Raw genomic sequence first — 22,781 nt, 5'->3', positions numbered from 1 at the left:
CCCCGCGGCGTTGGCAGCGGAAACACGCCTGAGATAAAACAAGATGAAATGGCTTTGTGTGGTGAGTATGTTGTCCGGTCTGGCCCTCAGCCCGGCTTTTGCGCAGGAAACGCCGATAATGCAGGGCATTCACGCACAGCAGCGCGACGCCTTCGTGTCCCATTTGATGAAGCAGATGACGCTGGAAGAGAAGATCGGCCAGCTGCGGCTGATCAGCGTCGGGCCGGATAACCCGAAAGAAGCGATCCGCGAGGGCATCCGCAAAGGGCAGATCGGCGCCATTTTCAATACCGTCACCCGCCCGGACATTCGGGTGATGCAGGATCAGGCGATGCAGCTCAGCCGCCTCAAAATTCCGTTGTTCTTCGCCTATGACGTGGTGCACGGCCAGCGCACCGTGTTCCCGATCAGCCTGGGGCTGGCGGCCAGCTTCGATCTGGAGGCCATTGCGCTCAGCGCCCGCGTGGCGGCGCAGGAGGCCAGCGATGACGGCCTCAACATGACCTTCGCGCCGATGGTCGATATCACCCGCGATCCGCGCTGGGGCCGGGTCTCCGAAGGCTTCGGCGAAGACACCTGGCTGGTGTCGAAAATCGCCAAAGTGATGGTCGACGGTTATCAAAACGGCGACCCGGCCAAGCCCGGTTCGGTGATGGCCAGCGTTAAGCACTTTGCGTTGTACGGCGCCGTCGAAGGCGGCCGCGATTACAACACCGTCGACATGAGCCCGCTGCGCATGTATCAGGACTACCTGCCGCCTTACAAAGCGGCGGTGGATGCCGGCAGCGGCGGGGTGATGGTGTCGCTCAACTCGGTGAACTGCGTGCCGGCCACCGCCAATCCGTGGCTGCTGAAAGACCTGCTGCGCGACCAGTGGGGCTTTAAAGGCATCACCATCAGCGACCACGGCGCAATTAAAGAACTGATTAAACACGGCGTGGCCGCCGACGCGCGCGACGCGGTACGCCTGGCAATCACCTCCGGCGTCGACATGAGCATGAGCGACGAGTTTTACGACAAATACCTGCCGGGTCTGGTGAAAGACGGGCTGGTGCCTGAAAGCGATATCGATCGCGCCTGCCGCGACGTGCTGAACACCAAGTACGACATGGGGCTGTTCACCGATCCGTATGTGCATCTGGGCCCGGCGGGTTCCGACCCGCAGGACACCAACGCCGAAAGCCGCCTGCACCGCGCCGAGGCGCGGGTGGTGGCACGCAAAACGATGGTGTTGCTGAAGAACGATAAGCAGACGCTGCCGCTGAGCAAGCAGGCGACCATCGCGTTGGTCGGGCCGATGGCCGACAGCCAGCGCGACGTGATGGGCAGCTGGTCGGCCGCCGGAGTGGTCAAGCAGTCGGTGACCCTGCGCGAAGGGTTGGAGCGGGCGGTGGGCGACAAGGCGCGCATTCTTTACGCCAAGGGCGCCAACGTCACGCAGGATAAAGGCATTATCGACTACCTGAACGAGTACGAGCCGGCGGTGGCGTTCGACACCCGTTCGCCGCAGCAGATGATCGACGAAGCGGTACAGGCGGCGAACAAGGCCGACGTGGTCGTGGCGGTGGTGGGGGAATCGCAGGGCATGGCGCATGAGGCCTCCAGCCGCGCTGACATCACGATCCCGCAGAGCCAGCGCGATCTGATCGCCGCGCTGAAAGCCACCGGCAAGCCGCTGGTGCTGGTGCTGATGAACGGCCGGCCGTTGGCGCTGAGCTGGGAGAGCGAGCAGGCGGACGCGATGCTGGAAACCTGGTACAGCGGCACCGAGGGCGGCAACGCAGTGGCGGACGTGCTGTTCGGCGACTACAACCCGTCGGGCAAGCTGCCGATGACCTTCCCGCGCTCGGTCGGCCAGATCCCGATGTACTACAACTACCTGAACACCGGCCGCCCGTTCGGCAAGGAGAATCCGGGCAAGTACACCTCGCGCTACTTCGATTCGCCGAACGGCCCGCTGTATCCGTTCGGTTACGGCCTGAGCTATACCACCTTCAGCCTGTCGGATCTGAAACTGTCCAGCCCGACGATGGCGCGCAACGGCAAGCTAACCGCCAGCGTCACGCTGAAAAATACCGGCAAGTACGACGGCGCCACGGTGGTGCAGCTGTATCTGCAGGACGTGACCGCCTCGGTCAGCCGGCCGGTAAAAGAGCTGCGCAACTTCAAGAAAGTGACGCTGAAGGCCGGCCAGTCGCAGCAGGTTGAGCTGCCGATTAGCGAAGACGATCTGAAGTTCTACAACGCCAGCCTGAAATGGGGGGCGGAGCCGGGCAAATTCAACGTGTTCGTCGGCCTGGACTCCGACAACGTGCAGGCGCACAGTTTTACGCTGAAGTAACCCTGTCCCCCTCGTTCGCCGCGCTGAGCGAGGGGGTATCCATTCCCGCTAACGTCATCGGAGCTTGCCTCATGAAACGCTATCTGGACTGCAGCGCCAGCGATCTGGCCGATATCGGCAAAGCCGACCTGCTCTATGCCATCCGCGCCAGCGAAGGGCGCATCTTGGTCAGCGAAACCATCGCGGTCACTCAGCCGCTGCTCAATAACGTCACCAACGCCGAACTGGCGGCCAGCCAGGGCGCCGACCTGCTGCTGCTGAACCTGTTCGACGTTGACCATCCGCACATCGCGGGCCTGCCCGCCGACGTGCCGCCTCAGGAGGCGCTGCGCACGCTGCAGCGCCTGACCGGGCGGGTGATCGGGGTGAATCTGGAGGCCGTCGATCCGGCCTTCGCCACCGAACATAACGATTTCTGGCAGATGACGGCGGGGCGCGCCGCCACCGCCGAGAATGCCCGCAAGCTGTATCAGCTCGGCGCGCGCATGCTGGTGCTGACCGGCAACCCGAACAACGGCGTCAGCAATCAGGCGATCGCCGTCGCGCTGAAAGCGATTCGCGATGAAGTGGGCGACGAGATGGTGCTGGTGACCGGCAAGATGCACGGGGCCGGTATCGTGCGCGAAAGCGGCAGCCAGCTGATCGGTGAGCAGGACATCGCGCTGTTCGTGGAGAACGGTGCGGACATCGTGCTGTTGCCGGCGCCGGGCACCATTCCCGGCATGTCGCAGGAGAAAGTGGCGGCACTGATCAATTTTGCCCAGCGGCAAGGTGCGCTGGCGATGACGGCGATCGGCACCTCGCAAGAGGGGGCCGACGTGCAGACCGTGCGGCAGATTGCGCTGATGAGCAAAATGGCCGGGGCGGATCTGCACCATATCGGCGATACCGGCTATCTGGGGCTGGCGCTGCCGGAAAACATCTTCGCTTACAGCGTGGCGATTCGCGGCGTGCGCCACACCTACAGCCGCATGGCGCGCTCGGTGAACCGCTAAGCCTGGGGTTTTTGCGCCGTCACGATGCTGAAATAGCCGAGCGACGGCAGCACCTGAGCAGGCCCGAAGCCGACGTCGTGCAGCAGGTCGCCGATTTCCCTGCCGGAGTATTGGCGGCCCTGCGTCCATCCCATCATCATCAGGCTGTACCCCGCGGCGGCAGGCGGCCCGTCGCCGTCATCGTTGTACAGCACTTCGTGGATCACGATCCTGCCCCCGGGCGGGAGGGCCGCATAGCTCTTTTGCGCCAGGAAGCGGTTCTTGTCCATCGGCCAGTCGTGGAAAATATTGGAGTACAGGTGCAGATCCGCAGCCGGGTAGGGATCGCGCCACATATCGCCGCTGTGGGTGCCGATGCGCTGGCTGAGACCGTAATGGCGCGCGTAGTCGGCGGCGAGCGGGCACACCTCCGGCAGATCGAACACGGTGCAGGTCAACGTCGGCCAGTGGGCCGCCAGGCTGATGGCATGGGCGCCGGAGGCGCCGCCGATATCCAGCGCCGCGCGGCAGGCGCCGAGGGGTAACAGCGCCGGCCAAACGCTGGCCGAGCCCATGCTCAGGCTGTGCATGGCGTGGGTAAACCGCCGCATTCTATCGGCGTCGAGCGTATGGGTTTCAAACAGCTCCTGCTCGCCGTACGCCTGCGAGGTATTTTTTCTGATGGCGTTTTCCAGGTTTTTCAGCGAGAAAATTTCGCTGTTTTCAATCATCAAATCCCAGAAGTAGCCGAAATAATGCGGGTTGTTTTTTAACAAAAAGGTTTCCGCTTCCGGCGTGAGAGAGAATGTTTCACCGTCTCTGTCTATCAATTTCAATGCCAATAACGCCATGACCAACGTTTCCGCCGGGCGTCTTTCCACATTGGCCTGAGTGCATATATCGGTCAGGTTACGGGGGTGCAAAGCAATAAATTCAAAGATGCCCAGGCGATGCGCGATAAGCACCGCCGGATAGAGATATAAATTCATCGTGATATCGAGAATGGTTTTGTCGTCGCATTGCGGCGGCCGGACGGAATGGTTCATGTGAATCCCCTCCCACTAAGGCATGGCGCGTCTTAACAGGCTATGTCACGCCTGTGATTTTAGCAAAGGGTGGGAGCGCGATTGACCGCAGGCCAACGCTTCCGTTGCAAATAATTCCTGGGTGAGATTATTTTTAATATGAATTGAGCGCGGCCAATATCGAGCGTGAAAAAATGATACCGGGCGGAGGTCATTACCCTATCGTGCGTTTTTATTTTATTGGGGGTTAACTTAATCACAGTTATTAACGCGTTAGGGTTGTGCTAATCTAGGCCGCCGTTATACCGTAGCGGTGTTCACATTCTTTTTGTGAATAATTAAAACTTAACTATTTCATTATTAAAACGAGTTAACAATGAAAAAAAGCATTCTGACCGGCATGATTGCCGCGACTCTGGGCCTGTTCAACACCGCTAACGCTGAAGGGATGGATCCTGCCGCATTAAAAAACGTTTATGACATCACGCGCAATACCGCCGGGCTGATGTCTTACTGCGTCGATAAAGGCTTCCTGAAAGCCGACAGCATCGACAACGCCAAGAAAATGGTGGCCTACGTGGCGGCTATTCCCGGCGGCGTCGACACCCGCGACGGCGACAAGCGCGAAGCGATGGGCCGTGAAGGCAATGTGCTGAACGACGACGGCAAAGTGGTTGCGTTGGAAAAAGAAGCGCCGCAGGGGCTGCAGGCATGGTGCCAGCAGGCTGACGAAGGGATCCGCCAGGGGCTGACGTCTATCGGTCAATAAGCGCCGGTGAAGAGAATCTCCGGGCCAGGCGGCCCGGGGAATCTTACCAGAACAGCGGGGTGGTGTTTTCAGCCAGAAACGCCAGCAGGGTTTCGTTGACCGCCGCCGGATTTTCCTTGTTGCTGATATGCCCGGCGTTGGGGATCAGCACATGTTGACAGCCGAGAAGATCGGCCATGCGCTGGCCTTCCGCCTGCGGGCGCGGTTTATCCTGCGCGCCGGTGATGACGATGCTGGCGGCGGTGATGTTTTCCAGCAGCGGCAGCTTGTCGGGGCGACCGAAGATCATCCGGCCCAGTGGCACGATGCTCTCGCGCAGGCGAGCGGCGGGCAGGCTTTGCAGATGGGCCAGCAGTGGCTGCGACAACGCATCGGGCACCTCGTCGGAATAAAACTGCGCGGCGATATATTCCAGCAGCGGCGAAGTGATGGTGCCGGCCTGTTCAACGGCGGCCAGCATGCCCATATAGCGCTGCCGCGCCTCCGGCGTTTCGTCGCCCAGGTAGCTGTCCATCAGCGCCAGCACCTTGACCCGTTCCGGCGCCAGCGCCGCCAGTTCGGCGCCCCACATGCCGCCGACGGACAGGCCGACGATGCCGAACTCTTCAATATCCAAATGATCCATCAGCGCCAGATGGTCGGCGGCGATATCCGACAGGCTGTTACGCCCGGCCGGCAGCGCCGGTGAGTCGCCGTGGCCCCAGAGATCCGGCACGATCAGGCGATAGCGTTTCGCCAGCGCTTCGAACTGCGGCGCCCACATGTTCAGATCGAACAGATAGCTGTGGCCCAACAGCAACGGAAAGCCTGAGCCCACGTCGAGATAATGCAGGGATTTGCCCATCGTTGGCATCTTATCGGTTCCTTATATAAAGAGAGTCCGGCTGCTTATATCACACTCATATTCAACCTGCGGTATTAATTTACCTTAAATTACTTAGGTAAACCCTTATTTTTAATTTCTCTTGATAACAAGACGTCAATGAAAGGTGATGCTAAGGATAATATTCTGGTGACGATAAGAGCCTTGGTTTATGCTGGCGCTCCTTTCAAGATGGAATAAGTAAACAGGGAGTCACGATGAAAAGACTTTTCAGACTATTAATTATTTTGCTTGTCATTTTGCTGCTGGCGGCGGTGCTGTGGTGGTTCTTCGGGCGTGGTAATCCGAATGCGCTGTGGCAAATCGTCAGCCAACAGTGCGTGCCCAATCAGCAGCAGAACAACGATCCGGCGCCCTGCTTAAAGGTTGATTTAACCGAGGGTTATGTGCTGTTCAAGGACAGTAAAGGCCCCTATCACGATCTGGTGATGCCAACCGAAAAGGTCAGCGGCATCGAGAGCCCGGCATTGCAGACGGAGCACGCGCCGCCTTATTTCGCCCAGGCCTGGAATAACCGTGAACATATATCCGGCGAGCTGGGTAAACCGCTAAAAGATGCATGGCTTTCTCTGGCGGTCAATTCGAAATATGGTCGCTCTCAGAATCAGCTGCATATTCACGTTGCCTGCCTGCGTCAGGATGTCTATAACGCGCTGGGGCAGCAGGCGGAGCAATTAGATCAACAGTGGCGCCCGCTGGCGGTGAAATTGGTCGGCCATCAATATCTGGCCAGAAAATTGGCGGGCACCGATTTAACCCAGGAAGATCCTTTCCGTTTACTGCACAACTATGTGGTCAAGCAGGGCGACAGCATCGGCAATTATGGCCTGGCGCTGGCGGTCAGCCCACAGGGCGAGATGCTGCTGTTGGCGAACCGTTTGAAGTTGACCGACCTGAACCTGGGCTCGGCCGGCGAAATTCAGGACTATCAGTGCGCGGTGGCGGGCAACTGAAGATGATGACAACCCGCCGGCTGCATTAGCCGCCGGCTGCCGTGCGGTCAGAGCTTCTTCAGCAGTTCCAGCAGCTGCGCTTCGCTTTTCTCCGCCAGCCCGTCGATCGCCAGCTTGATGATGTCGGAGCGGGTGATGCGCACGATGCCGCTGCGCGCCGCCTGGACGATCACCTCATCGATGGCTTCAATGTGGTTGTCCGTCAGGCTGACGGAGATCGCCTTGTAGGTGCGCTTGCGGCCGGCCGGTTTGGCTTCCGGCGCGGGCACCGCGACCGGCAGCGTGTGCGAGGTGGCGCTGTTGATGAATTCGTCTTCCGACATGCGGTGGGTGGGGGTGCGCTTCTTCACAGGATCACCTCTTTCACCAGGCATTCAATTTCGCTCTGCGCCTTTTCGTTGTTTGCCTCATGCACGGTGATGGCTTCGCCCCAGGCATCGCGATAAATCTTGCGGTCGCACAGGCGGTGGCTCACCAGCGTGAACTCCGGGTATTCGCTCAGCACCTGCGCCGCTTCGTTGGCTTCGTTGATGAAGATATTGGTCGGGCACATGTTCAGCACGATGTAGCCTTTGACCTTTTCGTTGTACTCCTGCGCGGTGGAGAACATCTCCGACAGATAGCCGACGGTGTCGAGATCCATCTGCGAAGGGCGCAGCGGCGAGAGGAACAGATCGGCGGCCAGCAGCCCGGAGCGCAGTTCGGCGCTGTCGCGGCCGGCGGTGTCGACGATCACGTAGTCGTAATGGCGATCCAGTTCCAGCAGCGTTTCCTTGATTTTGCCCGACGCTGCCACCACCGGAATGTGCGGCAGCCCTTCGACGTTCTGGCGGTCGTTGTACCAGGTCATGATCGATTTCTGGTCGTCGGCATCGACGATGATCGCCGTCTTGCCTTGCTTAAGAATCAGATACCCGGCGATATTCACCGCTTTCGTCGATTTGCCGACGCCGCCTTTTTGCGAGCCAATCAGGACAATCATGCTGCCATCTCTCAAGTTATTAAGCTGATAACTTATTAAGTTAATGTGCTTATTAGGTTGATAATCAAACAGGTTAACAAGAACAACTCGCGAACAATATGCACCAACTGCGGCGGCTTGCCAAGCCAGTATGTCGTTAACTGCGCAGCTTATTTTGCGCTGGATGGCCCGGATGGGTAAGTAGGAATTCTCTGGGAAGTGGCGATGCGGAGGCGGGTTTTGTTAATTTAACAGCTTAATAAGTTAGTGACCCATTAAGCTGTTGTCGACATTATTTCTTCATCATCGCCTTCAGGTTGGCGAACGGGTTGTGGGTGGCGACGCCGACATCTTTCTGTGCGTCTTCACCGGCCACCACCGTCGAACCGTATTGATCGGCTTCGGTGTATTTCGAGTGCTCGTGGTCGTGGCAATACAGGCACAGCATTTCCCAATTGCTGCCGTCTTCGGGGTTGTTGCTGTGATCGTGATCGATGTGGTGCACCGTCAGTTCGCGCAGGTTGGAATAAACGAACTCGCGCGAGCAGCGCCCGCACACCCAGGGGAACAGTTTCAGCGCTTTTTCGCGGTAGCCGGTTTCCAGCTTCGCATAGTTTTTGGGGATATAGGCCATGGTGGTCGTCCGTCGTGAATCACTATGCGGCAAATAATACCACATTGCGTGCGGCTACAACGTGCGGCTCATCCTGCCGCTAGCGAAACGTCTCCACCGCCCAGTCGATAAACGCCCGCAGTTTGCCGCTGAGGTGGCGGTTGGACGGGTAGACCACGTACATCTGCTCCGGCGGCGGCTGCCAGTCGTGCAGCAGGCTGACCAGCTCACCGCTGTCGAGGTGCGGCTGCGCCATAAAGCGATAGGTCTGGATGATGCCCAATCCGGCCAGGCTCGCCGCCAGCAGGGCGTTGCCTTCGTTGATGCTGACCGGATAGCGTTGCTGGATGGCGATCTCTTTGCCGCGCTCGACATAGCGTTGCGGGTGAATGCGGTCGTTGAGCGGGTGGCGATAGTGCACCATTGGAAAGCCCTGCTCCAGATCGCACGGGTGGCGCGGCGTGCCGTGGCGCGCCAGGTAGGCCGGGGTGGCGCAGCTCACCCAGTCCAGATCGAACAGGCGGCGGGCGATCAGGCTGGAGTCGGCCAGCGGGCCGCTGCGGATCACGCAGTCGGTGCTGTCGCTAATGAGATCGATAACGCGGTCGCCGACGCTCAGATCGATCTGTATCTGCGGGTAGCGCGCCAGAAAATCGGGCAGCGCGGGCAGCAGCAGCCGGCGCGCGGTGCCGCCGCCGGTGTCGATGCGCAATACGCCTTGCGGTGAGCTTTGCGATTCGGTCAGGCAGCCTTCCATCTGCTCCAAATCCGCCAGCCATTTCACCGTATTCTGGTAATAGCATTCGCCTTCGCGGGTGACCGACACGCTGCGGGTGGTGCGCTGAAACAGCTTGGTCTGCAGGTGATCTTCCAGGCTCTGGATCAGCTTGGTCACCGTGGCTTTCGGCATGCCCAGCGAATCGGCGGCGCGGGTAAAGCCGCCGGTTTCCACCACGCGGTTAAACACCCGGATGGCGAGTAGATGATGGTCCATAGGCTCTCAGCGCAACGCCCCGGCGGCGGCCGGGGCGCGTTTCTGCGGATAAATAATGATTAACACTGTTTAGCGCCAATCGCGCCGGAGCGCAAGCTGAGGCCGAACACCAACGCGGCGGAGAGGATCAGTGCGCCGCCGAACAGCATGGCGCTGCTGACGCCCTGCCAGTCCACCACCTCGCCGCCCAGCAGTGCGCCGGAGGCCAGTGCGATCTGCACCACGCATACCAGCAGCGCCTGGCCGGCTTCCGGCGCCTGCGGCACCGCGGCGAACATCCAGTTGGTGGCGCATACCGGCACCGCGCCGAAGGCCAGCCCCCAGACCATCACCATCAGTGTGGCGCCGCCAAGGCCGCTGAGCAGCGGCGAGACGATGAGGATGGCTGCCAGCATGGCGGCGATCAGGATGAAGGTGGCGCGCAGGCTGTATTCCCCCAGACGCTCGCCGAGGAAGGTGCCCAGCAGGCCGATGGCGCCATAGGCCAACAGCTGCAGCGAGATTGCCGACGGGCTAAGGACGAACACCTGTTGCAGCAGGGGCCGCAGATAGGTGTAGGCGGCGAAGTGGCCGATGAACAGCAGCACGATAGCGATCAGGCCGATGCGCGCCATCGGCAGGCGCAGCGGTAGCACCAGATCGCGCGGCGTGACCGGCCGGGAAGGCGGCACCGAGGTCAGCAAACGCAGCTGCGCCAGCAGTACGCCGACCGCCAATGCCGCACCGCCGAAGAAGGCGGCGCGCCAGCCGAACAGATCGCCGATCAGCGCCCCCGCCGGCACGCCGCACACCGCGCCGACCGAGATGCCGCTGAGGATCAGCGCGGTGGCGCGGCCCTGGTTGGCTTCCGGCACCAGATGGCGGCCGTAGTTGGCGGCGAACGACCAGAAGCCGCCGACGCAGATGCCCAGCAGTACGCGGCCCAGCAGCATCATCGGGAAGTTGACGGCCAGCGCCGCCACCAGGTTGGAGACGATCAGCAGCAGCGACAGTCCCAGCATCAGTAAACGCCGGTCCAGGCGGCCGGAAATCAGGCTTAATGCGGGGGCGGCCACCGCCGCTACGATGCCGGGCATGGTGACCATCAGCCCGGCGGTGCCGGTGCTGACGCCGAGCGAAGGGGCGATGTTGGTCAGCAGGCCGATCGGCAGAAACTCGGTGGTGACCATGACAAAACAGGCGACCGTCAGCGAGAAGATCGCCGGCCACGGGGATGATGCAGGTTTATCTTTATTATTCAGCATAATGCCGCTCGTCTTGGGTGAATGCGCAGGCCGCGCTCGGGGCGCGGTGTGACCGAAGTCACAATCTACGGCAGGCCGAAGCCGCGGATAAATCCGTTTGCGGTGGTTACACTGTTTCTGAGGGGAAACAATCGCCGGCGGCGGGTGAAAACGCGGCTTGCGCCGCGCTGAGGGGAAAGGAATAAAACGGCATAAGGTTATGACCGAATGCCGCGTGGCGTTCACAGCCCCGGCGCTTTCCACAGCGAAGTGGTCAGGCCGTTATCCACCAGCGTCAGCTGATCGGCGTAAACCTGCCGCCAGGTTTCTTTCTGTTCCTGATACAGCGCGTGGTGGGCCATGTCCGGCTGGTGTTCGCGTTCCCAGCGCACCAGGCGCTCGCCGGTTTCGGCCAGCGACTCGTACAGCCCGGCGCCGACGCCGGCGGCGATCGCACAGCCCAGCGCGGTGGCCTCTTTCACCACCGGCACCCGCACCGTCAAACCGGTGACGTCGCTGAGGATCTGGCTCCACAGCTTACCCTTGGCCCCGCCGCCGGCGAACACCAGCGAGCGCGCCTGTACGCCGGAGAAGGCGGCGATCTGCTCCAGGTTGCAGGCGGAGACGATGGCAGCGTTCTCTTCCAGCGCGCGGAACAGCGTCTGTTTGTTGCAGCGCTCCGGGTCGATCGACATATTGATGAACGACGGCGCCGCGTGGTACCAGGTTTTGAAATGCATGGCGTCGGAAAAGATCGGCATCACGCCGTAGGCGCCCGGCGGCACCCTGGCCGCCATCTCTTCCAGCAGGCTGTAGGCATCGACCCCCAGCCGCTCCGCCAGCAATTTTTCCTCCGCGCAGAAGGCATCGCGGAACCAGCGCATGGTCAGGCCGGTAAAGAAGCTGATGGATTCCGCCTGCGCCATGCCGGGAATGACGTGGGGGTTGATGCGAATGTTCATCTCCGGATCGATGGCCGGCTCCGGCAGGTTGACGATCTGCTGCCAGAAGGTGCCGCCGAGCACCGCCGTCTGCCCGGCGCGCACGATGCCGAGCCCCAGGCTGCCGAGCTGCACGTCGCCGCCGCCCATCACCACCGGGGTGCCGCGTAGCAGCCCGCTCTCCTGCGCCGCCTGTTCGGTGACGCGCCCCAGCACGCTGCCGGTCTCTTTCACCGGCGACAGCATATCGGCGCGCAGCCCGGCCATGTCGAGCAGCGCCGGGCACCAGTCGCGGCTGGTCAGATCCAGCATGCCGGTGGTGCCGGCGTTGGAAGGATCGACCGCCAGCTCGCCGCTGAGCATGTTGGCCAGCCAGTCGCTGATCATGGTCAGCGTCGCCGCCTGGCGGTAGATGTCCGGCCGATGGTGCGCCAGCCACAGCAGGCGCGGCATGGCGCTCAGCGCCAGCGTCTGGCCGGAGTATTGATACACCTCGCGTTCGAAGCCGTGGTTGTGCAGCTCTTTCAGCTCGCTGACTTCGTGGCTGGCGCGCGCATCGACGTTGGCGCAGGCCCAGATCGGCACGCCGTTGCGGTCGTACAGAACGATGCCTTCACGCATCGAGCAGCAGGCCACCGCGCGTATCGCCTGCGCCGTCAGCCCGGCACGCTGCAAGGCCTGGCGAATGCACTGGCAGGCCAGCTGCCAGTTGCGGCTGAGGTCAAACTCCATCGAGCCGGGCACGCCCGGCACCGCCAGGTGTTGCCACTCCGCCTGGCCGTGCGCGATCTGGTTGCCCGCCATATCGAAGATCACCGCGCGAATGCTGCCCGTTCCTGCGTCCAGCGCCATCAAGTAGTTATCCATAGCCTATGCTCTCAGGGGGAGGAGTGTTAACTATAGATGCCGCCGCCTTACCCCGCCGGGGGAGGAGTGGGCGTCGCCGATGCGATTTGTGAGCCAGGCGGCAAAATTGCCGTTGCGGCGGGCAATCGACGGGAATAAACCTATGGTTGGAAAGAGTCATTTTGCGGTACGCCGTTTAAACAAGGAGTTGCCATGCACGTCACATTGGTTGAGATCAACGTTAAACAAGACAAAATCGACGAATTTATCGATGTTTTCCGCGCCAATCACCTGGGGGCAATCGAAGAGCCGGGCAACCTGCGCTTCGACGTGCTGCAGGACGAACAGATTCCGACGCGGTTTTACATCTACGAAGCCTATCGCGACGAGCAGGCGGTGGCGGCGCACAAGCAGACCCCGCACTACCTGCAGTGCGTGGAGAAGCTGGAAGCGCTGATGACCGGCCCGCGCAAGAAGACCACCTTTATCGGCCTGATGCCGGAATAATCGCCGGCGTTTGCCGGTGTCCATGCGCCCGGTTTGGTTGTAACCTGCAAGCTAAAGCGAATTTTCAATGGGATAAGCGGGGCGAGGATGACATTGCGCGATCGGCTGTTGGCGCTGTTGGTGGTGGTGATCTGGGGCGTGAATTTTGTCGTGATCAAGTTCGGTTTACAGGGCATGCCGCCGTTTCTGCTGGCCGGGATGCGTTTTTTGCTGGTGGCATTGCCGGCGATCTTCTTTATCCCGCGCCCGACGATCCCGTGGAAATGGCTGCTGCTGTACGGCATGACCATGAGCTTCGCGCAGTTCGCGTTTCTGTTCGTCGCCATCAAGGTGGGCATGCCGGCGGGGCTGGCTTCGCTGGTGCTGCAGGCGCAGGTGTTCTTCACCCTGCTGTTGGGTGTCGTGCTGATGGGCGAAAAGCTGCGCGTCAACCATTTTGTCGGCATCGCTATCGCCAGCGGCGGCATGCTGGTGCTTATGCAGGCCAGCCTGCATAAGCCGGGCAGCGGCGCGGTCCCCCTGGCGGGCCTGCTGCTGACGCTGGCGGCGGCGTTTTCCTGGGCGCTGGGCAACCTGACCAACAAGAAGATCCTGGCCGGTTTCCCGCAGCGTAATATTTTATCGCTGGTGGTGTGGAGCGCGCCGATCCCGGTCGTGCCGTTCCTGGCCTGCAGCTGGCTGTTCGACGGCCCGCAGGCGGTGCTGAGCAGCCTGAGCCATGTGCAGGTCGGCACCTGGCTGGCGGTTGCCTACCTGGCGTTCGCCGCCACGCTGTTCGGTTATTCAGTGTGGGGCAGCCTGCTGGGGCGCTATGAAACCTGGCGGGTTGCGCCGCTGACGCTGCTGGTACCGCTGGTCGGGCTGTTCGCCGCCTGGCTGCTGCTGGACGAAGCGCTGTCGCCGGCGCAGTTCGGCGGCGCATTGCTGGTGCTGGCCGGCATGGCGGTCAACACCTTCGGGCTGCCGCGCCGCCGGGCGGCGATCGCGCGTTAAACCGAACAGGGCAATTCTGTTCAATACGTTGTCGGCGGCGGTCGGCATTCTGGCGTCTGTGAATTCTTTCTCAGGTGCCCATCATGAATATCTACCTTTCCATGGCCGCGTTTGCGCTGGCGGCCTCCATCACCCCCGGCCCGGTCAACATCGTCGCATTGAGCGCCGGGGCGCAATTCGGCTTTAGCGCGACCCAGCGCCACGTGTTCGGCGCTACGCTGGGGTTTACCCTGTTGCTGGTGCTGCTGGGATTGGGCATGCACCAGCTGCTGACCCTGTGGCCGGCGCTGACCCGCTTGATTCAGTGGGCCGGCGTGGCCTTCCTGCTGTTTATGGCCTATCGGCTGGCGTTTGACGACGGCAGATTGGGCAACGGCGCGGCGCGGGCGCCTTCCTGTTGGTACGGCGCACTGATGCAATGGCTGAACCCCAAGGCGTGGCTGGCGTCGGTGGCCAGCCTCGGCGCCTTTGTCGGCGACGGTGACATCCGGCTGCTGTGGCAGTTCGCCGGGCTCTACTTCGTGATTTGCTATACCTCGGTGGCCTGCTGGGCCTATGTCGGCGCGATGCTGCGCGGCCTCCTCAGGCAGGCGCGCAACGTGCGGCGTTTCAACCGGACGATGGCGCTGCTGTTGGCGGCCAGCGCCTGCTATCTGCTGGCGGAGGGTTTTTGATACTGCCCCGGCGTGGCGGCCAGCAGCTGCTTGAAGGTGCGCTGGAAGTGCGCCTGATCGGCAAAGCCGCTTTCGCTGGCGGCCGCGGCGATCGGCAGGCCGCTCTTCAACAGCCGATGGCCGTGCTGCACGCGGCGATTGACCAGATAGGCGTGCGGCGTCATGCCGTAGCGCTGGCGGAAGGCGCGGATCAGGTAAGAAGGGGACAGCGCGGCGGCGCGGCAAATGTCGTCCAGCGTCAGCGGCCGGGTACAGTGCGCGTCGATAAACGCCGCCGCCGCTTCCAGTCGGGTATGCGCCGGTGTCTCCGGCTGGCGGGCATCGCCCAGCCCGCGCTGCAGGGCGCTGAAATACTCCACCATGGCGATCTGTTTTTCCAGCGCGCAGCACAGCGGATCCGTCAGCAGCGCATAAAGCCGGTTCAGGCCGTGGAACAGCGCCGGATCGCGGCTGAGCGGCTGGCTGAACGGAACAAAACGGTCACCGTCGCCGCCGAGCAGCTCCTGCTGCAGCGCGCCGAGCCAGGCGAGATCGAGATAGAACATGATGTACGACCAACGGCGATCGGCGATGGGGTTGCAGGCATGCGCCTGCTGCGGGTTGATGACAACCAGATCGCCGGCGCTGACCTGCATGCGCCGCTCGCCGTTGACATAGGTGCTGACGCCGCCGGTGATGGCGCCGATGGAAAAGAATTCGTGGCTGTGCAGGCTGTAGCACACCTGGCGGCCATCCGCGATGGCGCGGGCTTCGACGAACGGCAACTGCGGATCGCGCCAGAACTGCGGCGTTTTTTCACTCATAGGCTTTCCTTTTTACTGCGGCGGCATCACAGTGTTATAGCCTGAAAGCGACGAGAGGGGGAATGGCGGATGATGATTTTTAACGTGTTCGGCCGTCTGCTGGGCGTGAAGCGCATCGGGGACGAATGGCGGCTGTTCCGCGTGACGCTGCCGGAGCGCAAATATGCCCCCAGCTACGATATCGTGCTGCCGGCCGATCTGCGTGAAGAGGAGATCGCCGGCTATCTGGGGGATATCTATCACGAGGCGGCGACGCCGCAGCGGCCGGACGTGTTTCGCGTCGAATAGCGCGGCGCGTTACTCTTCCGCGTTGCGCGCCATCATGCGGCGTTGATGTTCCTCGCCGGCGGCCTGGATCTCTTCCAGCACCGAGCCGACGTCGGCGCGTTTCAGGGTTTCGCTGAACCGGCCGCTGAGGACGCTGTCCGGCGTCAGGTTGCCTTCCTGATACAGCGCCCAAATCTCTTTGGCGTATTGGCTGTCGCGCAGCTCCGGCGCGAACTGGCCGTAATACTCGGCCAGATTGCCGATATCGCGCTCGAACATGCTTTTGGCGTGGTTGTTGGCGGCGGCGTCCACCACCTGCGGCAGATCGATGATCACCGGCCCGTCTTTATCCATCAGCACGTTGAATTCCGACAGATCGCCGTGCACCAGCCCGGCGCACAGCATGCGCACCGCGTAGTTCATCATCAGGGCGTGATCGGCGCGCGCCTGTTCCGGCGTCAGGATGACATCGCTTAGGCGCGGCGCCACCAGGCCTTCTTCGTCGGTGATCAGCTCCATCAGCAGCACGCCGTCCAGGCAGATATCCGGCTGCGGCACCCGCACCCCGGCCTTGGCCAGCAGATACAGCGCGTCCACTTCGGTGTTTTGCCAGGCTTCTTCCTGCTGCTGACGGCCGAATTTGGAGCCTTTGCTCATGGCGCGCGCGTCGCGGCTGTTGCGCACCTTACGCCCTTCCTGATAGTGAACGGCCTGTTTGAAGTTGCGCTTCTCGGCCTCTTTGTACACTTTGGCGCAGCGGATCTCATCGCCGCAGCGCACGATAAACACATCGGCTTCTTTGCCGCTTTTCAACCGGCGGATGACGTCGTCGATTAACCCGTCATCAACCAGCGGCTGGAGTCGTTTTGGAATTTTCATGCAGCCTTGTACCCTATTTAGGCTCCGGTGTGAATGGCTTGCGCAGTTGATAGCGTAAGTTAGACCCGAAAGGCAAACATTAGTTTTGCCGCCGCGTCATCATTACGCGGCGGCGGGCGCTCACAGGCTGGCGGCCGGCACCCAGACGCTGACGCTGCCGGCGTTGACCGGGAAATGGGCGCTGCCCTGGTCGTCGGTGGTGATTTCCTCCTGACGGTTGCCGAGGAAATCGCGCCAGGCGGTGTGCGCCAAATCGGTGCCCAGTGCGACGGTCTTGCCGCTCTCGCCGCCGTTGGTCAGCACCACCACGCAGCCGGGGGCCTCGGCGGTGCCGGCGCGGCTGAAGGCCACGCAGTGGCTGTCGTCGAAGTAGTCGGTTTGCGGGCCGTTGGCGAAACGCTGGCGGGCGGCGATCAGCTTCTCCAGCTCCGGGATCGCCGGCATGTCAATCTGGTACTCGCCGCCGTCGCGCCCCTTGTCGCGGTAGCTGGCGCCATACAGGTCGGGGTAAAACACGCAGGGCACGCCCTGTTCGCGCAGCAGGATCAGCGCGTAGGCCAGCGGCTTGAACCAGGGTTCTACCGGCGCTTCCAGCGATTGCAGCGGTTGGGTGTCGTGGTTGGCGACCAGTGTCACCGCGTGGGCCGGATCGGCGGCGGTCAGGGTATCGGTGAAGATTTGCGCCATGTCGAAGCCGTCGCCCTGTTTCGACGCCTGATGAAACTTCAGGTGCAGCGCCACGTCGAACAGCATCACCTTGCCGTCCACCAGCTCGATGTATTGTTGCAGCGCGCTCAGGTCGTGCGACCAGTATTCGGCGACGATAAACAGGTCGCGCTGCGCGCTGCCGCGCACGTGATCCGCCCACTCTTTGAAGAACCAGGCGGGAATGTGTTTGGCGGCGTCCAGGCGGAAGCCGTCGCACGGCAGGCTTTCCAACAGCCAGCGCGCCCAGTATTTGAGCTCCTCCGTCACGGCGGCATTGCGGAACTCCACGTCGGCCCCCATCAGATAGTCGTAGTTGCCTTTTTCGTCGTCGACCTGATCGTTCCAGCCGTCGTCTCCATAGTCGTTGGCGATTTTGAACACCCCCTTGTCGTCCGGCTGCTCAACGTAATCGACGCCGCTGAAGCATGTGTAATCCCAGATGAACTCGGAATGCACGCCCTGGCGGCCGGGAAAGGTGAAGCGGGTGTAGGCCAGCGCGTCGAAGCCTTGGTCGTCGATGTCGTTGCGGTTGTTGGCGTCCACCTTGAACACGTGTACCTGTTCTTTCTCGTCTGCGCCGAGCTTGTGGTTGAACACCACGTCGTAGAGCACCCCCACGCCGTGTTCGCGCAGCGTAGTGGCGGCATGTTCGAGCGCCGCCTTGTCACCGTATTTGGTGGCCACGCTGCCTTTCTGGTCAAATTCGCCGAGATCGAACAGATCGTATGTATCGTAGCCGACGGAGTAGCCGCCGGAAGCGCCCTTGTAGGCAGGCGGCAGCCACAGGTCGGTAATGCCCAGTTCGGCCAGGTGCGGGGCGCGCTCGGCGGCCTCCTGCCACAGTTTGCCGCCGTCGGGGTAGTACCAGTGGAAGAATTGCAGCAGGGTGGTTTTTTTTGTCATGAGCCAGCGTCCCGGTTAGCAAGAAGGAGAGGAGCCGTTAAAGCATGGGCTACTTTTGCCAAAAGGGACAATGGCGCAGGGAGGCGCGGGAAGGCAGGCGTAAATATGTAACCGACGTTGACCAGATAGCGGTTAAGTTGTTGATATCAAGTTTTCATATTTTAATTTTTATATCTTATTTTTCAAATAGATATTTGTTTTATTTTTTTATTTATCAAATTTTGATGTTTTTACTCTCATTATTATTGGTTTTTTTATTTTAATTTTAAATGTAAGTTTGGATTTTAGTTTTTTAAATAACTAATTAATTGGTTTTAAATTCTAGTTAATGAAATGTTTTGACATATTCAGATATCCCGTTGGTTATTCATTCGCGATTGTTTATGCGTTATCGTTATGCTCGAAATTAGGTAACACTATCAACCAATAATCCAACCTAGCGTGAAGGTGGAAGAACAGGGGAGCATAACGTCGTGAACATCAGGGATTTCAGAGCATTGGCGCGCAGTTTGGTCAGAGAATTCGGCATGTTGAACAAGCAGAGCAACGGCTCGCGCTTTTCGCCGCTGCAGATCCATCTGATGATTGAAGTCAGCGAGCAGCCGCTGGGCGTCACTGAGCTGGCGGCCCGGCTTTGCATCGACAAAGCCAGCGCCAGCCGGGCGCTGCGCAGCCTGGTTGCCGCCGGTGTGATAGAAACGGTGGATCATCCGGATGACAAGCGGCACAACCTGCATCGGCTGAGTAAAAAGGGCGGCAAGGCGCTGGCCGGCATCGAGAGCGACGCCGACGGTTTTATGCAGGCGGCGCTGGCGCAGTTGGACGACGATGAGCTGGCGAGCACCACCGCGGCGATGAAAAAGATGACTGCGGCGCTGCGCAGCGCGCGCAAACAGCGCGACGCTAACCTGCGGGTGCGGCCGATTGCCGCGCGCGACGATGCGGCGATGGCGGCGATCGTTCGCGACGTGTTTCGTGAGTACGGCATGGACAAGATGGAAGGCGTCAGCCTGCACGATCCGGATCTCGATCGTCTGACCGGTCTGTATCGCGACAACGGCGGCCACTACTGGGTGCTGGAGCGTGACGGGCAGGTGGTGGGGGGCGTCGGCATGGCGCCGCTGGCGGGCGAAGAGCCCGGCTATTGCGAGCTGCAAAAGCTGTTCTTCAAACCCGGCGCGCGTGGGCTGGGCATGGCGCGCTATATGGTGGTGCAGGCGCTGAAGGCGGCGCGGGCGGCGGGGTATCGCTACTGCTACCTGGAAACCACCGAACAGTTGAAAGAGGCGATCGGGTTGTACTACGCGCTGGGATTCACGCTGCTGACGGAACGGCGCGGCAACACCGGCCATCACGGCTGTAACGTGTGCATGCTGAAAAATCTGAAGAACGACGATATGTGAGCGGTTTCAAGGTTAGCGCCCGCGCCTTGTGCCACCCTGTTAACCGTTTGATAACAATCACAACGTTTTATCAGGGAGGAAACTATGTTGGGGGATCCGATGGCGCTGCCCGCGCTGGTCACGCTGGTGGTCATCACGCTATGGGCCAGCGCCCGCTTGCCGGAGTATTTGGTTGCGCTGCTGTTCTTCGCGGCGGTGATGGTGTTGCAGCTGGCGCCCGCCGCGGTGACCTTTTCCGGTTTCGCGTCTTCCGCATTCTGGCTGGTGCTCAGCGGTTTCGTGCTGGGCACCGCCATCCGCAGCACCGGCTTGGCGGATCGCCTGGCCAACCGGCTCTTGCCGCACCTGGCCGGCTCCTGGCTCCGCCTGGTGGGCGGGGTGGTGGCGATAAGCTACGCGCTGGCGTTTGTCATGCCTTCCAACATGGGGCGCATTACGCTGCTGATGCCGATCGTCATGGCGTTGGCCGATCGCGCCGGTCTGGCTGAGGGCACGCGCGGCCGCATCGGTTTGGCACTGGCGGTGGGGTTCGGCACCTTCCAGCTCTCCGCCAGCATCCTGCCGGCCAACGTGCCCAACCTGGTGATGAGCGGCGCGGCGGAAAGCGCCTACGGCAGCCACTTCGCCTATCTTTCTTACCTGCTGTTGCACGCCCCGGTGCTCGGGTTCGCCAAAGGCGCGCTGCTGACGCTGTGCATCTGCGGCCTGTTCCGTGCGCGGCCGCAGCCGGTGGCGGCCGAGGCGGCGCAAACTCCGCTCAGCGCCGCTGAATGGCGGCTGATCGCGCTGTTGGGCGCCACGGTGTTGCTGTGGATGACCGACAGCTGGCACGGCATCGCTCCCGCCTGGATAGGGTTGGCGGCGGCCTGCTTCTGCCTGTTGCCGCGTATCGGGTTTCTCAACGGCGAGCAGTTCGCCGCCGGGGTTAACGTGCGCACCTGCATCTACGTGGCGGGGATCCTGGGGTTGACCGCGCTGGTCAGCCACTCAGGGCTTGGCGATCGGCTGGGCGGTGCGCTGCTGGCGATGATGCCGGATCTGCACGGCAAACCATTCACCGCATTCGGGTCGCTGGTGGGGATCACCGCATTGCTGAATTTCGTGGTGACCGCCAACGGCGTGCCGGCGCTGTTTACCCCGCTGGCGCAGGCGTTGTCTGCGGGCAGCGGCCTGCCGCTGCTGACGGTGCTGATGACCCAGGTGATTGGTTACGCCACGCCGCTGCTGCCGTATCAGGCTTCGCCGATCGTGGTGGCGATGGGGATGGGCAAAGTGCCGGCGCGTGAAGGGTTGAAGCTGTGCCTGCTGTTGGCCGCGCTCAGCTTTGCGCTGCTGGTGCCGTTGGATTATCTGTGGTTCAGACTGCTGGGGTGGATCCCGTAAACCGACCGGCGCGTTGGCGGGCAGATAAAACAAAAGGCGGCCTGAGCCGCCCTTTTGCGCGATTGCCGGTGTGGCAATTAATTGTAGATGATCGCGGTACCGTGCAGTTTGTTGTCGCCGGTGGTTGCGATGATCTGGAAGGATTTGGCGCCGGCTGCGTCGGCTTTGGCCGCCAGTTTGTTTTCCAGGCTGCTCAGGTCGGACGCACCGCTGACGGTGACGACGCCGGCTTTTTGCAGATCGGCCGGTTGAGCGTTGACCAGTTCGGCGGCGAAGCTGCCGAAGGAGACGGAAGCCAGTGCGATGGCGGCGATGGTCATTTTCAGGTTTTTCATAGTCTTATTTCCTATCTGTGTTCTTTACAATGTTTGTTTGGTAAGGTCGTTAAATTAATTAACGATCGATAATTTAATGTTAGATGCCGGTTTGACAGATTGCAAGTATTTTTTAATGCTCGTTAATTAATTTTTTTACGCCCTGGCGTTGTGAGCAACAGAACAGGCAACCCGTTAGATTAATACGTTGTTATTGATAGATTTCTGCGGTGCCGTGCAGCTGGTTGTTACCGCCGGCGCCGATGATGCGGAAGGATTTGGCACCGGCCTGATCGGCTTTGGCTGCCAGGCTACTTTCCAGCGAGGTCAGATCGGATGCGCCGCTGACGGTGATGACGCCCACTTTCTGCTGGTCACCCGGTTGGCTCTGGACTAAATCGGCGGCGAAGCTGCCGAAGGAAAGGCTGGCCAGAGTGAGAGCTGCTAAGGTTAATTTTAAGTTTTTCATAATGTTATTTCCTTTCCGATAACGGTGAATAGAGGGTTTTAATCCGCTTCGTTAACTTATCTTAACGATCGATAACTAAATGCTAATAGGTTCTCGACGAGGGCGCAATATTTTTTTATAATGATCGTTAAGTTATTTGTGCTAACCCTGCTGTGGAGCGGGAGAGGAGAGGACGATGAGCATCAATGAAACGGTCTGCGGCAAAAAAAGCCGTGGCAGACCGAAACAATTTGATCGCGAGCGGGCGCTGGAAAGCGCGCTCGATCTGTTCTGGCGGCACGGTTATGAAGCTACCTCGCTGGCCGATCTGGTGGAAGTGACCGGCGCCAAGGCGCCAACGCTGTATGCGGAATTCGGCAACAAAGAAGGGATGTTCCGCGCGGCGGTGGAGCGCTATCTGCAGAAATATACGGTTTGCGCCAACCAAATGCTGGAGCAGGATCTGCCGGTGGCCGAGATCGTCGAAGCCTACGTGCGTTCTTCCGCCGAAGTATTTACCGACCCCGACACGCCGTCAGGCTGCTTTATGGTGTGCGCCTCCGCCGCGCTGTCGTCGGCATCCGATGACGTCGCCCAGATGCTGCGCAGGAAGCATCATGCGCAGGAAGCGGCGCTGAAGGGCTGCTTCGATCGCAAGGTGCAGCAGGGCGAACTGCTGGCGAAAACCGACACCGCGCTGCTGGCGAAGTACGTGATTTGCACCATTGAAGGCATGTCGGTGCAGGCGCGCGAAGGGGCAAGCCGGAGCGATCTGCTGCGGTTGCTGGAGGCGTTGATGCTGGTGTGGCCGCGGCTCAGCCAGATTGGCAATAAGGTGTGACAACAGGCCCGGTTTTTACCGCAATGCTGATCAGTTAGCGTTTTTCTGCAGGCGTTCGTGACATTTTCGGTCGATAAAGGTGAGATGCGCCATGAGGCTCATACGCCTCGACCGAGCCAGGGGCCGAAGGCGCGG

General features: G+C 60.9%; 24 protein-coding genes. 11 read left to right on the top strand and 13 right to left on the bottom strand.

Annotation, left to right across the window (positions count from 1 at the left end):
* Nucleotides 1-43 precede the first annotated feature (43 nt).
* Together bglX and HMPREF3138_RS02380 are read left to right on the top strand one after the other, a co-directional pair.
* A complete protein-coding gene (gene bglX / locus HMPREF3138_RS02385) occupies nt 44-2,341 on the top strand; it encodes a beta-glucosidase BglX (protein WP_070558776.1) in 2,298 nt (765 codons plus the stop codon).
* 71 nt (nt 2,342-2,412) lie between these two features.
* Nucleotides 2,413-3,336, top strand: coding sequence for a DUF7916 family protein (locus HMPREF3138_RS02380; RefSeq protein ID WP_038879955.1), 924 nt, complete (start codon nt 2,413-2,415; stop codon nt 3,334-3,336).
* Here the strand turns inward: HMPREF3138_RS02380 and HMPREF3138_RS02375 are convergent.
* A complete protein-coding gene (locus HMPREF3138_RS02375) occupies nt 3,333-4,361 on the bottom strand; it encodes a methyltransferase (RefSeq protein ID WP_038879958.1) in 1,029 nt (342 codons plus the stop codon). The genes HMPREF3138_RS02380 and HMPREF3138_RS02375 overlap by 4 nt on opposite strands.
* A 355-nt stretch (nt 4,362-4,716) precedes the next feature.
* Here HMPREF3138_RS02375 and HMPREF3138_RS02370 point away from each other — a divergent pair, with 355 nt between their 5' ends.
* Complete coding sequence (locus HMPREF3138_RS02370; RefSeq protein WP_038879962.1) at nt 4,717-5,109, top strand: hypothetical protein; 393 nt, start codon at nt 4,717-4,719, stop codon at nt 5,107-5,109.
* Nucleotides 5,110-5,152: 43 nt separating this feature from the next.
* Here HMPREF3138_RS02370 and HMPREF3138_RS02365 read toward each other — a convergent pair whose 3' ends face one another.
* Complete coding sequence (locus tag HMPREF3138_RS02365) at nt 5,153-5,953, bottom strand: alpha/beta fold hydrolase (RefSeq protein WP_038879965.1); 801 nt, start codon at nt 5,951-5,953, stop codon at nt 5,153-5,155.
* 236 nt (nt 5,954-6,189) lie between these two features.
* On the opposite strand from HMPREF3138_RS02365, the gene HMPREF3138_RS02360 reads away from it, so the two are divergent.
* Entirely contained in the window at nt 6,190-6,945 is a 756-nt protein-coding gene (locus HMPREF3138_RS02360) for a CDP-diacylglycerol diphosphatase (protein ID WP_038879967.1), read from the top strand.
* Between the two features lie 47 nt (nt 6,946-6,992).
* Here the strand turns inward: HMPREF3138_RS02360 and HMPREF3138_RS02355 are convergent, their stop codons facing one another.
* The 6 genes from HMPREF3138_RS02355 to lsrK all read right to left on the bottom strand — a co-directional run bounded on the left by HMPREF3138_RS02355 (nt 6,993) and on the right by lsrK (nt 12,544).
* Nucleotides 6,993-7,295, bottom strand: coding sequence for a hypothetical protein (locus tag HMPREF3138_RS02355; protein ID WP_038879971.1), 303 nt, complete (start codon nt 7,293-7,295; stop codon nt 6,993-6,995).
* Complete coding sequence (locus HMPREF3138_RS02350) at nt 7,292-7,927, bottom strand: division plane positioning ATPase MipZ (protein ID WP_038879975.1); 636 nt, start codon at nt 7,925-7,927, stop codon at nt 7,292-7,294. Before HMPREF3138_RS02350 ends, HMPREF3138_RS02355 begins: the two co-directional genes overlap by 4 nt.
* A 271-nt stretch (nt 7,928-8,198) precedes the next feature.
* A complete protein-coding gene (gene yajD, locus HMPREF3138_RS02345; RefSeq protein WP_016928619.1) occupies nt 8,199-8,540 on the bottom strand; it encodes an HNH nuclease YajD in 342 nt (113 codons plus the stop codon).
* Nucleotides 8,541-8,619: 79 nt separating this feature from the next.
* Nucleotides 8,620-9,513: a LysR family transcriptional regulator gene (locus HMPREF3138_RS02340; RefSeq protein ID WP_038879978.1), complete on the bottom strand. Its 894-nt coding sequence runs from the start codon at nt 9,511-9,513 to the stop codon at nt 8,620-8,622.
* A 59-nt stretch (nt 9,514-9,572) separates the two neighbouring features.
* Nucleotides 9,573-10,757 (bottom strand): MFS transporter, encoded by a 1,185-nt coding sequence (locus HMPREF3138_RS02335; RefSeq protein WP_038879981.1) that lies wholly within the window; start codon nt 10,755-10,757, stop codon nt 9,573-9,575.
* Nucleotides 10,758-10,978: 221 nt separating this feature from the next.
* Nucleotides 10,979-12,544 carry an autoinducer-2 kinase gene (lsrK, locus tag HMPREF3138_RS02330; RefSeq protein WP_038879983.1) on the bottom strand — a complete coding sequence of 522 codons (1,566 nt, stop codon included), beginning with the start codon at nt 12,542-12,544 and terminating at the stop codon, nt 10,979-10,981.
* A 192-nt stretch (nt 12,545-12,736) separates the two neighbouring features.
* Between lsrK and lsrG the strand changes: the two genes are divergently transcribed.
* From lsrG to HMPREF3138_RS02315, 3 genes are all read left to right on the top strand, one after another.
* Entirely contained in the window at nt 12,737-13,030 is a 294-nt protein-coding gene (gene lsrG, locus HMPREF3138_RS02325; RefSeq protein ID WP_004939559.1) for a (4S)-4-hydroxy-5-phosphonooxypentane-2,3-dione isomerase, read from the top strand.
* Between the two features lie 87 nt (nt 13,031-13,117).
* Nucleotides 13,118-14,023: an EamA family transporter gene (locus HMPREF3138_RS02320; RefSeq protein WP_038879986.1), complete on the top strand. Its 906-nt coding sequence runs from the start codon at nt 13,118-13,120 to the stop codon at nt 14,021-14,023.
* An 83-nt stretch (nt 14,024-14,106) separates the two neighbouring features.
* Nucleotides 14,107-14,697 carry a LysE family translocator gene (locus HMPREF3138_RS02315; RefSeq protein WP_038879989.1) on the top strand — a complete coding sequence of 197 codons (591 nt, stop codon included), beginning with the start codon at nt 14,107-14,109 and terminating at the stop codon, nt 14,695-14,697.
* Here HMPREF3138_RS02315 and HMPREF3138_RS02310 read toward each other — a convergent pair.
* Complete coding sequence (locus tag HMPREF3138_RS02310) at nt 14,673-15,500, bottom strand: AraC family transcriptional regulator (protein WP_038879991.1); 828 nt, start codon at nt 15,498-15,500, stop codon at nt 14,673-14,675. The two genes, HMPREF3138_RS02315 and HMPREF3138_RS02310, sit on opposite strands and share 25 nt — an antisense overlap.
* A gap of 69 nt (nt 15,501-15,569) precedes the next feature.
* Between HMPREF3138_RS02310 and HMPREF3138_RS02305 the strand changes: the two genes are divergently transcribed.
* Entirely contained in the window at nt 15,570-15,788 is a 219-nt protein-coding gene (locus HMPREF3138_RS02305) for a DUF7661 family protein (RefSeq protein ID WP_038879994.1), read from the top strand.
* 9 nt (nt 15,789-15,797) lie between these two features.
* Here HMPREF3138_RS02305 and HMPREF3138_RS02300 read toward each other — a convergent pair whose 3' ends face one another.
* Both HMPREF3138_RS02300 and amyA read right to left on the bottom strand, forming a co-directional pair.
* Nucleotides 15,798-16,646: a PA4780 family RIO1-like protein kinase gene (locus HMPREF3138_RS02300; protein ID WP_033637570.1), complete on the bottom strand. Its 849-nt coding sequence runs from the start codon at nt 16,644-16,646 to the stop codon at nt 15,798-15,800.
* Nucleotides 16,647-16,766: 120 nt separating this feature from the next.
* Nucleotides 16,767-18,257 (bottom strand): alpha-amylase, encoded by a 1,491-nt coding sequence (gene amyA, locus HMPREF3138_RS02295; RefSeq protein WP_038879997.1) that lies wholly within the window; start codon nt 18,255-18,257, stop codon nt 16,767-16,769.
* 497 nt (nt 18,258-18,754) lie between these two features.
* On the opposite strand from amyA, the gene HMPREF3138_RS02285 reads away from it, so the two are divergent.
* Both HMPREF3138_RS02285 and HMPREF3138_RS02280 read left to right on the top strand, forming a co-directional pair.
* Entirely contained in the window at nt 18,755-19,660 is a 906-nt protein-coding gene (locus HMPREF3138_RS02285) for a bifunctional helix-turn-helix transcriptional regulator/GNAT family N-acetyltransferase (RefSeq protein WP_038880004.1), read from the top strand.
* Nucleotides 19,661-19,744: 84 nt separating this feature from the next.
* Nucleotides 19,745-21,043 carry an SLC13 family permease gene (locus HMPREF3138_RS02280; protein WP_038880007.1) on the top strand — a complete coding sequence of 433 codons (1,299 nt, stop codon included), beginning with the start codon at nt 19,745-19,747 and terminating at the stop codon, nt 21,041-21,043.
* Nucleotides 21,044-21,120: 77 nt separating this feature from the next.
* On the opposite strand, the gene HMPREF3138_RS02275 is transcribed toward HMPREF3138_RS02280, so the two are convergent.
* Both HMPREF3138_RS02275 and HMPREF3138_RS02270 read right to left on the bottom strand, forming a co-directional pair.
* A complete protein-coding gene (locus tag HMPREF3138_RS02275) occupies nt 21,121-21,378 on the bottom strand; it encodes a multiple stress resistance protein BhsA (protein ID WP_004939517.1) in 258 nt (85 codons plus the stop codon).
* A 190-nt stretch (nt 21,379-21,568) separates the two neighbouring features.
* On the bottom strand, nt 21,569-21,826 hold the full coding sequence (locus tag HMPREF3138_RS02270) for a multiple stress resistance protein BhsA (protein ID WP_038880010.1): 258 nt from the start codon (nt 21,824-21,826) through the stop codon (nt 21,569-21,571).
* Between the two features lie 175 nt (nt 21,827-22,001).
* Here HMPREF3138_RS02270 and HMPREF3138_RS02265 point away from each other — a divergent pair, with 175 nt between their 5' ends.
* Nucleotides 22,002-22,646 (top strand): TetR/AcrR family transcriptional regulator, encoded by a 645-nt coding sequence (locus HMPREF3138_RS02265; protein WP_038880012.1) that lies wholly within the window; start codon nt 22,002-22,004, stop codon nt 22,644-22,646.
* Nucleotides 22,647-22,781: the final 135 nt, after the last annotated feature.

This window comes from Serratia sp. HMSC15F11 (assembly GCF_001808215.1).
In the GTDB taxonomy this organism is placed as follows: domain Bacteria; phylum Pseudomonadota; class Gammaproteobacteria; order Enterobacterales; family Enterobacteriaceae; genus Serratia; species Serratia nevei.
Note: the sequence above shows the minus strand (reverse complement) of the source record. Positions and strands in the feature narration are given on the sequence as shown.